General features: G+C 60.4%; 14 protein-coding genes and 1 riboswitch. Of the genes, 9 read left to right on the top strand and 5 right to left on the bottom strand.

The genetic code is table 11. The features are described 5' to 3' along the window. Positions 1-30 precede the first annotated feature (30 nt). A complete protein-coding gene (locus ACFQZG_RS20325) occupies positions 31-342 on the top strand; it encodes a DUF1806 family protein (protein WP_378155822.1) in 312 nt (103 codons plus the stop codon). Continuing rightward, the gene (locus tag ACFQZG_RS20320) at positions 339-1,070 is read left to right on the top strand and encodes a PIG-L family deacetylase (protein ID WP_378155820.1); all 732 of its coding nucleotides are present in this window, start codon (positions 339-341) and stop codon (positions 1,068-1,070) included. The genes ACFQZG_RS20325 and ACFQZG_RS20320 overlap by 4 nt, the downstream gene beginning before the upstream one ends. 271 nt (positions 1,071-1,341) lie before the next feature. Here ACFQZG_RS20320 and ACFQZG_RS20315 read toward each other — a convergent pair whose 3' ends face one another. Continuing rightward, complete coding sequence (locus ACFQZG_RS20315) at positions 1,342-2,502, bottom strand: acyl-CoA dehydrogenase family protein (RefSeq protein ID WP_378155818.1); 1,161 nt, start codon at positions 2,500-2,502, stop codon at positions 1,342-1,344. A 145-nt stretch (positions 2,503-2,647) separates the two neighbouring features. Between ACFQZG_RS20315 and ACFQZG_RS20310 the strand changes: the two genes are divergently transcribed. Genes ACFQZG_RS20310 through ACFQZG_RS20300 form a run of 3 tightly spaced genes read left to right on the top strand, consistent with a single transcriptional unit; the run spans position 2,648 to position 5,114 of the window. Next, positions 2,648-3,517 carry a patatin-like phospholipase family protein gene (locus ACFQZG_RS20310; RefSeq protein ID WP_378155899.1) on the top strand — a complete coding sequence of 290 codons (870 nt, stop codon included), beginning with the start codon at positions 2,648-2,650 and terminating at the stop codon, positions 3,515-3,517. Next, complete coding sequence (locus ACFQZG_RS20305) at positions 3,514-4,392, top strand: HAD hydrolase family protein (RefSeq protein ID WP_378155816.1); 879 nt, start codon at positions 3,514-3,516, stop codon at positions 4,390-4,392. The genes ACFQZG_RS20310 and ACFQZG_RS20305 overlap by 4 nt, the downstream gene beginning before the upstream one ends. Continuing rightward, a complete protein-coding gene (locus tag ACFQZG_RS20300) occupies positions 4,365-5,114 on the top strand; it encodes a GNAT family N-acetyltransferase (RefSeq protein ID WP_378155814.1) in 750 nt (249 codons plus the stop codon). Before ACFQZG_RS20305 ends, ACFQZG_RS20300 begins: the two co-directional genes overlap by 28 nt. Positions 5,115-5,205: 91 nt before the next feature. Here ACFQZG_RS20300 and ACFQZG_RS20295 read toward each other — a convergent pair whose 3' ends face one another. From ACFQZG_RS20295 to ACFQZG_RS20280, 4 genes are all read right to left on the bottom strand, one after another. Continuing rightward, positions 5,206-5,739, bottom strand: a complete 534-nt coding sequence (locus ACFQZG_RS20295; RefSeq protein WP_378155897.1) for an Hcp family type VI secretion system effector — start codon at positions 5,737-5,739, stop codon at positions 5,206-5,208. A gap of 120 nt (positions 5,740-5,859) precedes the next feature. Next, the gene (locus ACFQZG_RS20290) at positions 5,860-6,414 is read right to left on the bottom strand and encodes a VUT family protein (RefSeq protein WP_378155812.1); all 555 of its coding nucleotides are present in this window, start codon (positions 6,412-6,414) and stop codon (positions 5,860-5,862) included. Positions 6,415-6,430: 16 nt separating this feature from the next. Further along, positions 6,431-6,922, bottom strand: coding sequence for a preQ(1) synthase (gene queF, locus ACFQZG_RS20285; RefSeq protein ID WP_378155811.1), 492 nt, complete (start codon positions 6,920-6,922; stop codon positions 6,431-6,433). A gap of 154 nt (positions 6,923-7,076) precedes the next feature. Continuing rightward, positions 7,077-7,120, bottom strand: a riboswitch (PreQ1 riboswitch). Between the two features lie 97 nt (positions 7,121-7,217). Beyond that, the gene (locus ACFQZG_RS20280) at positions 7,218-8,495 is read right to left on the bottom strand and encodes a glycosyltransferase family 2 protein (protein ID WP_378155809.1); all 1,278 of its coding nucleotides are present in this window, start codon (positions 8,493-8,495) and stop codon (positions 7,218-7,220) included. 225 nt (positions 8,496-8,720) lie between these two features. Between ACFQZG_RS20280 and ACFQZG_RS20275 the strand changes: the two genes are divergently transcribed. Genes ACFQZG_RS20275 through ACFQZG_RS20260 form a run of 4 tightly spaced genes read left to right on the top strand, consistent with a single transcriptional unit; the run spans position 8,721 to position 12,374 of the window. After that, entirely contained in the window at positions 8,721-9,491 is a 771-nt protein-coding gene (locus ACFQZG_RS20275) for an NUDIX domain-containing protein (protein ID WP_378155895.1), read from the top strand. Between the two features lie 24 nt (positions 9,492-9,515). Continuing rightward, positions 9,516-10,067 carry a cysteine hydrolase family protein gene (locus ACFQZG_RS20270; protein ID WP_378155807.1) on the top strand — a complete coding sequence of 184 codons (552 nt, stop codon included), beginning with the start codon at positions 9,516-9,518 and terminating at the stop codon, positions 10,065-10,067. A gap of 25 nt (positions 10,068-10,092) precedes the next feature. Then, on the top strand, positions 10,093-10,932 hold the full coding sequence (gene nadE, locus ACFQZG_RS20265) for an ammonia-dependent NAD(+) synthetase (RefSeq protein ID WP_378155805.1): 840 nt from the start codon (positions 10,093-10,095) through the stop codon (positions 10,930-10,932). 2 nt (positions 10,933-10,934) lie between these two features. After that, positions 10,935-12,374, top strand: a complete 1,440-nt coding sequence (locus ACFQZG_RS20260; protein ID WP_378155803.1) for a nicotinate phosphoribosyltransferase — start codon at positions 10,935-10,937, stop codon at positions 12,372-12,374. Positions 12,375-12,418: the final 44 nt, after the last annotated feature.

Here is a 12,418-nt window from a genome sequence, read left to right as displayed (position 1 = left end):
AGACCATTATGGCGGAGGAGGAATCGCGCGATGCAACAGATTGATAGGGAAGAACTGGCGAAGGCGCTGGCCGAGTATCGCGGGCAGGACGCCTATATTCATAGCGAAGCGACGTCGTTCGTGTTCGTGCGCAACTTCCGCATCCGGATCTCGGATACCGCGGTCGCGGGAGAGGGCCCGTACCGGGTCGCGATTCGATTCGACGGCCATGGTTGGCTGCGCACGGAGGCGCTAACCCATTTCGAGATCGACGCGCAGGGCCGGCTATTGCTAGCCGGATTCGACGAGCAAGGCCGAATGCATGTCGCCTTGGAGCTCGGAAGGGAGTCGTTCCCGGAATGAGTACAACGACGACTAGAAAAATATTGGCGGTATTCGCGCACCCCGACGACGAGTCGTTCATCTGCGGCGGTACGCTGGCGAAGTACGCGAGCGAAGGCGTGGACATTACGCTCGTCAGCGCGACGAGAGGCGAGATGGGGCGCCGGATGGGCAATCCCCCGTACGTGAACCGGGAGACGATGCCGGCGGTGCGGGAGCAGGAGCTTCTCGCCGCTTGCGAGGCGCTCGGCGTGAATCGGCTTCTCTTCTTCGACATTCGCGACAAGACGGTCGAGTTCGTCGACCAAGAGGCGCTGACGGACAGAGTCGTCGCGCTTATCGAAGAGACGAAGCCCGACGTCATCTTGACGTTCCACGAAGTGCTCGGCGGCCATCCCGACCATTGCGCCATCGGCAAAGTCACGACCGCCGCGCACGAGCGGACGAAAGCGAGCAGCGGCGCGGAGCTGTTCTTCATCACGTTCGGAGACCGATTGGCGGATGCCGAAGCGAGGTTCGGTTACGCATACCCGAACCCGATCGTGAAGGTCGACATCTCGAAGCATCATCGGGAGAAGCTGGCGTCGTTCCGCGCGCATCGGTGCCAGACCGAGATCGATCCGTGGGTATGGCTACCGGATGACCAGGCCCTCTCGCGATTCGGCAAGCACGAATACTTCATCGCGGGAGACAAGGCGAAGCGGCCTGCCCCGGGTGACGATCTGTTCCCGCCGGCCAAACGCAAATAAGCCCCGATCAAGGAGCCTTCACAACGAAAACATTCAGAAAATGTAGTTGATTATTCGAATAGAATTTTCTGTAACTGGCGTCATTCGCGATATCTGTATGAAATATAGAATATAAATTCAGGAAATAGACTTTCATCGCGAATTCTGTATGAATTATCGAATAGAATCGATTGTTCTGGTGTATATGCCTCTCATGTATATGAAAAATCGTATATGTTAAAACAGCGTCCTCGCCGCCCCGATCAATCCGGGCAGCGAGGACGCTGTCTGTTTACCCCTGCTCCCGAAGCGCTTCGCCCGCGAGCATCTGCAACACCGTATTGTCCATCGGCGGATTGTGCAAGCCGGCGCGCACGTCGCGGTAGTAGCGCTCGAGCGGCGAGCTCTTCGCCAGGCTGGCGCCGCCGACGATGCGCATTGCCTGGTCGACGATCGCGATGGCGTTGTTCGTCGCGACGTACTTGGCGAGCCCCAACTCGGCCTTCAGGCTCGGCCGCTCTTCCTCCCCCATGCGATCCCAACGGTCCGCGGCCGAGTACAGCAGGCTGCGGGCCGTTCGTATGTCCGCTTCCATCTTGCCGAGCGATTGCTGAACCGTCGCCAGCTCCCCGATCGGCCCCTGCAAATGATTCGGGCGATACGTCTTCGCGAACTTCGCCGCATAATCCCGTGCCGCGATGGCGATGCCGATATAGCAAGCCGGAATATGAAGCAGCCAGCCGCCGCCGTCATCGATTCCCTTAGCCGCGATACGGGCGTCCGCCGCCGCGAACGCTCCGCTCAGCACGACGTCGTGGCTGCCGGTCGCGCGCATGCCGAGCGTGTCCCACGTCTCGACGATCGATACGCCGTCCCCCGACCGCACGAGAAATTCGCTGACGCCATCTTCCTCCGGCACGTAAGCCGACACGACGAACCGGTCGAGAATCGGCGATAGCGTGCTGAACGTCTTGCGGCCGGTCAGCCGCCAACCGCCGTCCGCGCGGACCGCCGTCGTCTCGGGCTTGCCGCCGCGGCTCGGACTGCCCGACGTCGCCTCGCTGGCGAAAGTGTTAATCATCGCGCCGTCCCGGACGACTTCGCGGCATAGCTCGGCGAATAGCGCCTCGGGCCACTTGCCGCACGTCCGGAGATGCAGCAATTGGCCGATATGCCAGCCGGCGGCGAGCCCGGTCGAACCGTCTCCGTAAGCGATCCGCTCCTGCACGGCGACCATCTCGTACAGCGAGATTTCGTCTCCTCCGAACTCCCGCGGCGCCGTGAGCTTCATGTAGCCGGCGTCCCGCAGATCGGCGAAGTTATCGAACGGGAACGAGCCTTCCCGGTCGTGCTTGGCGGCGCGCTCCGCGAAGCGCCCGGCCAGCTCCTCGAACCGGACTGCCCTCTCGCGCTCCGCTTTGTTGCGTATATATTGGTCGATCATTCGCGACATGAGTCATCACTCTCCTTATTCGAGAGTATAGGAGATAAGGCAAACTTTCAACTCGCGAAGCGAAGTGGATTCGGCCAACCGAAAGGTTTACAATGTCGATAGTTACATATGCGCGTTAATCGCAAGGGAGGAATGGCCGATGCCGATGCCGATATCGTCCATCGGGCTCGTATTGGAAGGCGGGGGCATGCGCGGCGTATATACCGCGGGCGTGCTGGAATATTTCTCGGAGCAGAATTTGTATTTTCCGTATACGGTCGGCGTGTCGGCGGGCGCCTGCATGGCGGCCAGCTACTTGTCCCGGCAACGCGGGCGTAACCGAACCGTCAACGTCGAATGGGTGAGCGATCCCCGCTACATTTCTTGGAGCAATTTTTGGCGGCGAAGAGAGCTGTTCGGCATGGACTTTATTTTCGACGAAATCCCGAACGTGCACGTGCCCTTCGACTACGACGCGTTCTTCGCTTCCAAAGAGGAATTCGTCATCGGGACGACCGACTGCCATACCGGCCAGCCGGTCTACTATAAGAAGAGCGAAATCGGACGTGACGTGCTGCAGGTGCTTCGCGCCTCGAGCTCGCTGCCGTTCATCGCGCCGATCGTGCCGTACGGCGGCCGCGAGCTGCTCGACGGCGGCATCTCGGATCCGATACCGCTCCGACAGGCGGAGAGCGACGGCTATAAGCGCAACGTTCTCATCCTGACCCGCAACGCGGACTACCGCAAATCGCGCAACCGGTTCTCTTGGATCGTCCGGAAGGCGTACGGCCGGTATCCGGCGTTCGTGGACACGATGATGCGGCGGCACGATATCTACAACGGTACGCTGCGTTATATCGAGGAGCAGGAGAGAAGCGGCAACGCGTTCGTCATCCGCCCTACCCGGCCGATCGACGTCGGACGGATGGAGCGCAAGCCCGAGAAGCTGGACGCCCTATACATGCAGGGGTACGAGGACGCGAAGGCGAGCATGGCCGCGCTCAGGAACTGGGCGGAAGCGGGGGCTGGCCGATGAGTACGCTGTACGTGTCGGACTTGGACGGGACGCTGCTGAACGACGAGCAGCGGATTAACCCGTTGTCCGTCCAACTATTGAACGCTTTGATCGGCCGAGGATTGAACTTCACGATCGCGACAGCCAGATCCTACGAATCGACCCGGGCGCTGTTGGAAGGCTTGAACTTGAAGTTGCCGGGCGTGTTCATGAACGGCGTGTTCACGACGGAATTGGGAACCGGAAGGCCGTTGGAGTCGCATTTCTTGGATAACGGGCTGGGAAGGGAGATCGTGTCGTTATACGCGGGCGAGGGATTGAATCCCGTCGTGTACACGATCGACCGGCAAGGGAGTCCGCGCGTCTACTACCGCGGAGTGTTCAACCCGAGCGAGGAGCATTATTTCGGGGCGAGGCTGAAGCACGAATCCGATCGGTTCCGTCGCATCGATGCCTTCGATGCTTGCTTGGACGAGCAACTCATCGCCGTCAACGCGATCGAGGTGCCGGAGCGGCTGGAAGCCGTATACGGGGAACTATCTAAGCGGGTAGGCTGCGTCTGCCATTACGGCCCGGACATCTACGCGCCGGGTTACCATTGGCTCGAGGTGTCGAGCGATCTGGCGACGAAGCGCCAAGGCGTGGAGAGGCTGAAGGAGCGGTTCGGCTTCGAGAAACTCGTCTGCTTCGGGGACAACCTCAACGATCTGTCGATGTTCGGCGCGGCCGACGAATGCTACGCGGTGGAGAACGCGCACGAAGCGGTCAAGCTAGCCGCCACGGGCGTTATCGGCGGCAACGACGACGACGGGGTTGCGAGGTTCATCGCGGAGCACGCGGGCAAGAACGGATTGGGAGGGATCGCGATATGGCTACCGGAGAAGGCAAAGGAATAGAGGAGTTCTCGATCAACGCGTGGCCGTCTCTGCAGACGGTGCTGCTGGACGGCTGGCTGCTGCGGTTCGCGGACGGCTACACGAAGCGTTCGAACTCGATCAGCGCGCTGTACGAGGGCGGCCTCCAAGAGCTAGGCGACAAAATCTCGATCAGCGAGGAAGTATATGCCCAAGCGGGACAGCCCGCGATTTTCAAAATCACGCCGTTCATCCATCCCGAGCTTGAGCGTCTGTTGGAGGAGCGGGGGTACGCGTCGATCGAGCCTTCGCTCGTCATGGAATTGGACGACCTGTCCGCGGTGCCGGAGCCGACCCGTTACGAGATCCGGATGGAGCCGTCGGTTACCCGGGAATGGGTCGAACGGCTTGGCACGATCGGCGGATTGTCCGCGCGCGACCGCTACACGACGATGAAGCTGTTCGAGAGGCCGCTCATGCGGACGGGCTTCTTCACGCTGTACGACGGCAACGACGCGGTCGCTTGCGGGCTCGGCGTGGCGAACGAAGAATACGTCGGCCTGTTCGATATCGCGACTCGTCCGGACCGTCGCGGTCAAGGCTGCGGGGAGCAATTGCTTCGAGCGATTCTAGGGTGGGCGAGAGAAGGCGGCACGAAGAAGAGCTGCCTGATGGTGCTGCGGGACAATCCGCCGGCCCGTCGGCTCTATGAGAAGCTCGGCTATCGCGTCGCCTATGCATACAGCTATCGTAAACGGAATTAATGGTTAACGATCATAACGAAGTTACGGCGTAAATAAACAAGCGCATGGCCGGGATCCCGCGAAGGGTTCGGGCCATGCGCTTTGCTTTTCCTTACAGCTTCTTGTTCAGCGCGAAGTTCCATCCGCCTTTGACCGGCGTATTCAAGCTTCCGTCCGGCTTCTGCGACGCGTAGCCGATGACGATCGAATCGTAGTAAAGCTCGATCGTCTCGTAGCCGTTGCCGGCGCTGTACGAAGAGATGAGAACGTTGGCGAGTTCGTAGGAGAGCACCGTCGCCGGAGGCTGGCCCGGTCTGACGAAGGCGATCGTGCCTTTGGGGATGTGCTTTCCGGATGCGGCCGCAATGAACAGCGGCACGGTCGCCGCGTCGGCGCTTTTCGTGATGACGATGGGAGAAGGTGTGATTCTGCCGGCCGCGATGCCTCCGCCGGCGGTGGTGGTCCTGCTCACGACATCGTTCGCGATGCCGAATTGCACGCTGGAGAGGGCGATCCATTTCTCGTACCCTCTGACGGTGGAATCGCCTTCGATCCCGTCGAGCTTTAAGTAGACGTCGAAGTTGTGCTCGACCGGCGCCGCCGAGCCGCCGAGCGAGCCGAAGCCGAGCGCGAATGCACAGGCGATGATGAGCGCGAATAACTGCTTTTTACGGTTTCTGATAGAATATCACTCCTTGGATAGATAGCATCGTAGAAGTATATTCGGTGTTTGGGCGGAGTAGAACCGTTCGTTTAAAATATTTGTTTACGCAGCCGCGCGGGAATCTATCATTCGATTCGGCAGGGCGCGCAGAACGATCGCGGCGAGCGCCTGCATCGCGATCTTCGCGACGATCTGCCCGGCGATCGCGTAGCCGACCAGGTCCCAAGGCAAGAAGCCCGCGCCGAGCGGAGACAAGCCGACGATGACGAAAATAACGCTGTCGACGGCGCCCCCGAAGATGCCGCTATAGAGCACTTTGTAGGTCATCGGCAGCCTGAGCCGCGTGTAAATCTCGGTGTCCGTCGTTTCCGAGAAGAGGAAGGCGATTGCCGAAGCCGCGACGATCCACAGCGTGTCTCCGAGCATCGACGAGGACGCCGCCGAGACAATCATCGCTACGGCGATCGTCGCGTACGTAAGACGGCGGCCGACCGCGTTCTGCACGAGATCGCGGAAGACGAACGTGGCTCCGATCAGGAACGAGCCGGCCGGAATCAAGAGCGAGCCGAGCTGGATCGGCATGTAGGAAGCGGTCAACACGTTGGCCGCGACGATGGACAGCAGGTACAGCGCGATGCAGAGAATTTTCCTATTCATGTTCCGGTCGTCCCCCTTATCGATTGTCGACTTTCTCGGGATACAGATCATGGTTCAGGAGTCGGTGCTCCGCCATCCGCTCGTACTTGGTTCCGGGCTTGCCCCAATTGCAATAAGGGTCGATGGAGATGCCGCCGCGCGGCGTGAACTTGCCCCACACCTCGATATAACGCGGCTCCATAAGCGAGATCAGGTCGTTCATGATGATGTTCATGCAGTCCTCGTGGAAGTCGCCGTGGTTGCGGAAGCTGAACAAGTACAGCTTGAGCGACTTGCTCTCGACCATTCGCTTGTCGGGGATATAGGAGATGTACAGCGTGGCGAAATCCGGCTGTCCCGTCATCGGGCATAGGCTGGTGAACTCCGGACAGTTGAACTTGACGAAGTAATCGCGGCCGGGATGGAGATTGTCGAACGCCTCCAGAACCCCCGGATTGTACGCGGTATCGTACTTCGTGCCTTGGCTTCCGAGCTGCGTGACGTCTTGCATTTGATCTTTGGTGCGCATGGCGAATAACCCCTTTCCGAATGGAAGAAGGAGGCGGCGGAACTGCTGCTCTATCCACTAAAGAGCGCCCGAAGGCAGAAAAAACGCGACCTGCTCCCAGGCCGATCGAAGGTCGAATGGCAAGCTTCGGCTCCGGCGACGAGAGACGCGTGCGTTTTCCTTAGTTTTTTATAGAGGGAGTTCGCGAACCTCTCCCGAGACGGCCCTATCGGCTTCGCTCGGACTTTTCTTCTTTAGTTACATGCGTACTATAGCACAATAAACCCGGGCAGCCAATGCCCGGGTTTAACGTTCATCAGCGGAAGCGCGCGCCGAGACCGGATTGACGCCGGGCGATTCGTCCGCGACGCCGTCTGCCCGCGGCCGTCTTCAACCCTCGCCTGCTCCTTCTCTTCAGGCCGCGCCTTAACCGGCGCCGCCTGCGACGACGCTTCGGCTTCGCCGCCGTCGGTGCCTCTTGAGGAGGAGGTGCCGCCCCGGTCGTTAACCGCGTCAGCTCTTGCTTGAGCGCGTTCTTCGCTTCCAAGTAAGCGGGCGACTGCGGAGAGTCGACGAACAGCCGCGCCACGCGGGCGATGTCGGCCGTCAGCCTCGCCGCGAGAGCGCGGCCTGCGGCGCTCGTGCTGCCTCTGAGGGCGTGAAGCAGCCGCAGCGAGTTTTTATATACGAAGATGTCCTCGGCAGGAGAGCAGACCGCGAACATGGACAGCTCCGGATCGTCTACTCCGTGCATGCGGAAGCCCATCCGCAGGTTATCCCCGTTCACGTCGGTGTTCCGGAACGCCGAAGGATGCTGCTGGTGATAGCCGATCTCCTCGTCGATGCAGACGTACGGGCAGCCCATGCGATGAAGGCGGTAGCCGAGCTCCCAGTCTTCGAAGCCGTACATCTTGAACGGTTCGTGGAAGCCGCCGGCGCGCGCGAACATCTCCCTGGTCATCGACATCGAACGGGTCACGCAGAGCAGCCACGGCGCGACGTCGGTCGTCGTGTATTGATGAAGCACCTCGGCGGAAGCTTCTTGAGGTCTGATCATGCGGGCGATCGTATCCGACTGCCGGCGCACGTCGTCCTGCGTGACGATCTCGACGATGCGGCCTTGTTCTTGAATCGCTTCGCTCCATAATCCGTTATGCCGCATGACGTCCGACACGGCCCCGCGTTCTTCTTCCGAGAAGTCGGGGAAGTACTGCGCGTAGATGTTCTTCCACATATGCGGGACGCCGCTGATAACCGTATTCGGGAACCGTGCCAAGTAGTCGGCGTGCACTTTGAGGAAGCGGGGGGTCACGAGATAGTCCGGATCGCAGAAAATCAGGTTGTCCCCTTGCGCCGCGGCGACTCCGGCATTGCGCGCCGCGGATCTTCCCTGGGTACCGTGCAGCGAGACGATGACGAGGCGGTAAGGCTTGCGGCATTGGAGCAGTTGCTCCAACGTATCGTCCGTGGAGCCGTCATTCACGACGACGACTTCGAAGGCGTCCATCGGGAACGACTGCATCTCGAACGCGGTCAACGTTAACAGCGCTTGAACGGAGCGGTTGTACGTCGGTATGATGACGCTATATCTCATGGGGAATCACCTCGCGGAATTAGATGTTCGTACACTCTATGCTTGGACGGGCACCGGGCGAAAGGGACAATAATCCAGAGCTTGCGAACGCGAGCGCGGAGCGTGAATTCACGCATAATTAATTAGTTATATGAATGAGGCGCATGTCGGGAGGAATCGACCTTGACATCTCCATTGATTATGTCATAATGACAATATAAAAACGGAAGGCAGGTGCTCCTTGTGATCGCATCAACGGACGAAGCGGCGGGCTACTCTCCTAAGCGGTACCGAACGCCGGACGGCGCGCCGGCGGACATCGTAATCTTCACGATCACGTCCGCCTCCCGTAACACTCCGAAGAAGTCGCTCCCGGAGAGGCGGCTCGAGGTGCTGCTCATTCAGCGCAAAGGCTGGCCCTACGAAGGGCAGTGGGCATTGCCTGGCGGATTCTCGAAGGATTCGGAGACGATTCTCGAGAGCGCGAAGCGGGAGCTCGAGGAAGAGACGGCCGTCGCCGACGTTCACATCGAATACTACAACGTGTACAGCGAACCGGGACGGGATCCCCGCGGGTGGATTATCTCCCATGCGTTCCTGGCTCTCGTGAACGAGCGCTACCTGGCGAATCGCAAGGCGGCGGACGATGCGGCGGACGTGCGGCTGTTCCCGGTCGAAGAAGCGCTGCGCATGAACTTGGCGTTCGATCATAACGTCATGCTGTCCGACGCGCTCGAGAGGATTCGCGAGAAGATGCTGACGACGACGATCGCGAAGGAATTTCTGCCCGAGACGTTCACGATCGGCGAATTGTACCAGGTCATTCAAGCGGTCGTGCCATCGTTCGAGGAGAAGAACTTCATCCGCAAGATCACGTCGACGCAAAGCCGCAAAGGCATTATCGAAGAGGCGACGGACCGGCTGGGCGAGCCGATCGTGTCCAATCGCTACTCCCAGCGGGCGGCGCAGCTATACCGGTTCACGGATTACGTGCCCCGGCTTTCCATCTACGGCTAGGCAACAATTGGGAGGTTGATTCTAATGGCAAAACGCGCATTGATCGTCATCGATTACACCGTAGACTTCGTCGTCGGCAAGCTGCCATGCGGACAGCCGGCGATCGATATCGAGGACCGGATCGCGGAATTGGCCGCCGGGTTCGCCGAAGCCGGGGACTTCGTGGTCATGGCCGTCGACTTGCACGACGAGACGGATACGCTGCACCCCGAGCATAAGCTGTTCCCGCCGCACAATATCAGGGATACGGACGGCCGCAAGCTGTACGGCAAGCTGGAAGAAGCGTACGAGGCTCATAAGGATGCCATCCATTGGATGGACAAAACGAGGTACAGCGCGTTCTGCGGAACGGATCTGGAGCTGCGGCTTCGGACGAGAGGCATCGAAGAGCTGCATCTGGTCGGCGTATGCACCGACATCTGCGTGTTGCATACGGCGGTAGACGCGTACAACAAAGGTTATCGGATTACGGTCCATGCCGACGCCGTGGCTAGCTTCAATCCACAAGGACACGAGTGGGCGTTGGAACATTATCGCAACACGCTAGGCGCGCAAGTGATAACCGGCGGACGATAAAAAACAGATAGAGGAGAGAAACGTTATGACAACCGTACTGCAAAACCGTATTATCGAGGAATTGCGCGTGAAGCCCGTAATCGATGTACAGGAGGAAATTCGGCGCCGCGTCGACTTTCTGAAGGAATACTTGGCGTTCACCGGCGCGCGCGGGTACGTGCTCGGCCTGTCGGGAGGGCAAGACTCGACGCTGACGGGCAAGCTGGCGCAGCTCGCCGTGAACGAATGGAACGCGGAGCATGCGGACGATCGGCAAGTCGCGTTCGTCGGCGTCCGGCTGCCGTACGGCGTGCAAGCGGACGAAGCCGATTGTCAGGACGCGATCGCGTTCATCGAGCCTTCGCGCGTCATTACGGTGAACATCAAGCCGGCGGTGGACGCGGCGGTCGCTTCGTTCGAGGCGGCGACCGGCGAGCGGCTGGGCGACTTCCACAAAGGGAACGTCAAGGCGCGGGAGCGGATGAAGGCGCAGTACGATCTCGGCGCGCATTACGGTATGCTCGTCATCGGTACCGACCACGCGGCCGAGGCGATCACGGGGTTCTTCACGAAGCACGGGGACGGCGCGTGCGACCTGACGCCGATCTACGGGCTGAACAAGCGGCAAGGCAAAGCGCTGCTACAGGCATTAGGCTGTCCCGCGCACCTATACTTGAAGAAGCCGACCGCCGATCTAGAGGATAACAAGCCGGGCTTGCCGGACGAGGTGGCGCTCGGATTAACCTACGAACAATTGGACGATTACTTGGAAGGGAAGGATGTGCCGGCCGATAAGGCCGCGCTCATCGAGAAGCGGTTCATCGCGACGGAGCACAAGCGCCGCGGGCCGGTAACGATCTACGATGCGTGGTGGAAGGAGCGGTAGGCATGAGCTACGACAATCTGACGCTGCATACGGACAAATATCAGATCAACATGATGTACGCGCATTGGGTCCAAGGCTCGAAGGACGACAAAGCGGTGTTCGAGGTGTTCTTCCGCAAGCTGCCGTTCGGCAACGGGTACGCGGTGTTCGCGGGGTTGGAGCGGGTCGCGAATTATATTCGCGGCTTGCGGTTCTCCGAGGAGGAGATCGCCTACTTGCGGACGCAAGAAGAGAATTACGAAGAAGCCTTCCTCGATGAGCTGCGCGCGTTCCGGTTCACCGGACGGCTGGACGCGGTGCCGGAAGGGACGATCGTCTTCCCTAACGTAGCGCTCATCCGCGTGGAAGCGAGAGTGTTCGAAGCGCAGCTCGTCGAGACGGCGATGCTGAATTTCGTCAACTACCAGACGCTGATCGCGACGAAGGCTTCGCGGATCAAGCAGGTCGCGGGCGAGGACGGCTTGCTGGAGTTCGGCACGCGCCGTGCGCAAGAAGCGGATGCCGCCGTATGGGGCGCGCGGGCCGCGTACATCTCGGGCTTCCACGCGACGTCGAACTTGCGTGCGGGCATGCTGTTCGGGATCCCGACCAAAGGAACGCACGCCCACGCTTGGGTGCAAGGGCACGACACCGAGGAGGAGGCGTTCCGCAAGTACGCCGAGGCGCTGCCGGATCAGGTGACGCTGCTCGTCGACACGTACGACACGCTGAAGAGCGGCGTGCCGGCGGCGATCCGGGTCGCGAAGCTGCTCGAGAGCAAGGGCAAGCGGATGCAGGGCATTCGTCTCGACAGCGGAGATTTGACCTACTTGTCGCGGGAAGCGCGCAGGATGCTCGACGACGCCGGCTTGCCGTACGTGGGGATCGTCGCGTCGAACGACTTGGACGAGAACATTATTTTCAACCTGAAGGCGCAAGGGGCCAAGATCGATACGTGGGGCGTCGGCACGCAGCTGATCACGGCCGGCGACCAGCCGTCGCTCGGCGGCGTCTACAAGCTGGTCGCCCGCGAGAAGGACGGCGCCTACGTGCCGGTCATCAAGATCTCGGGCAACCCGGAGAAGGTGACGACGCCCGGCTTCAAGACGGTATACCGCATCGTGAGCCGCGAGACGGGGAAGGCGGCGGGCGATTACGTCGCGTTGCAGCACGAGCAGTTGGATACGGCCGAACCGCTGAAGCTGTTCGATCCGGTTCACCCGTACATCAACAAGACGATCGAGCGTTATGACGCCGTACCGCTGCTGCGGCCGGTGTTCGAGAACGGGACGCTCGTCTACGAGCTGCCCGGGCTGGAGGCGATCCAGCACTATCATCGGGAGCAACTGGCATTGTTCTGGCCGGAGCAGCTGCGCAAGCTGAATCCGGAGCCGTACCGCGTCAGTCTGAGCGCCGAGGCTTGGCAGTTGAAGATGGATCTGATCGCGAAGATGCGGGGATAGGACGGCGCAGGCAGAGAAACATGGGGGACGGAACGGGGGCTGCA

It is taken from the genome of Cohnella sp. GCM10027633, from assembly GCF_042675445.1.
Classification (GTDB): domain Bacteria; phylum Bacillota; class Bacilli; order Paenibacillales; family Paenibacillaceae; genus Cohnella.
The sequence above is the reverse complement of the archived record's forward strand: the minus strand, read 5'-3'. Positions and strand labels throughout refer to the sequence as shown.

What these genes read in the sequence shown, in the direction of transcription:
- ACFQZG_RS20325 (WP_378155822.1), top strand. Translation starts at nt 31, where the DNA reads ATGCAACAGATTGATAGGGAAGAACTGGCGAAGGCGCTGGCCGAGTAT.
- ACFQZG_RS20320 (WP_378155820.1), top strand. Translation starts at nt 339, where the DNA reads ATGAGTACAACGACGACTAGAAAAATATTGGCGGTATTCGCGCACCCC.
- ACFQZG_RS20315 (WP_378155818.1), bottom strand. Translation starts at nt 2,502, where the DNA reads ATGTCGCGAATGATCGACCAATATATACGCAACAAAGCGGAGCGCGAG.
- ACFQZG_RS20310 (WP_378155899.1), top strand. Translation starts at nt 2,648, where the DNA reads ATGCCGATATCGTCCATCGGGCTCGTATTGGAAGGCGGGGGCATGCGC.
- ACFQZG_RS20305 (WP_378155816.1), top strand. Translation starts at nt 3,514, where the DNA reads ATGAGTACGCTGTACGTGTCGGACTTGGACGGGACGCTGCTGAACGAC.
- ACFQZG_RS20300 (WP_378155814.1), top strand. Translation starts at nt 4,365, where the DNA reads ATGGCTACCGGAGAAGGCAAAGGAATAGAGGAGTTCTCGATCAACGCG.
- ACFQZG_RS20290 (WP_378155812.1), bottom strand. Translation starts at nt 6,414, where the DNA reads ATGAATAGGAAAATTCTCTGCATCGCGCTGTACCTGCTGTCCATCGTC.
- queF (WP_378155811.1), bottom strand. Translation starts at nt 6,922, where the DNA reads ATGCGCACCAAAGATCAAATGCAAGACGTCACGCAGCTCGGAAGCCAA.
- ACFQZG_RS20280 (WP_378155809.1), bottom strand. Translation starts at nt 8,495, where the DNA reads ATGAGATATAGCGTCATCATACCGACGTACAACCGCTCCGTTCAAGCG.
- ACFQZG_RS20270 (WP_378155807.1), top strand. Translation starts at nt 9,516, where the DNA reads ATGGCAAAACGCGCATTGATCGTCATCGATTACACCGTAGACTTCGTC.
- nadE (WP_378155805.1), top strand. Translation starts at nt 10,093, where the DNA reads ATGACAACCGTACTGCAAAACCGTATTATCGAGGAATTGCGCGTGAAG.
- ACFQZG_RS20260 (WP_378155803.1), top strand. Translation starts at nt 10,935, where the DNA reads ATGAGCTACGACAATCTGACGCTGCATACGGACAAATATCAGATCAAC.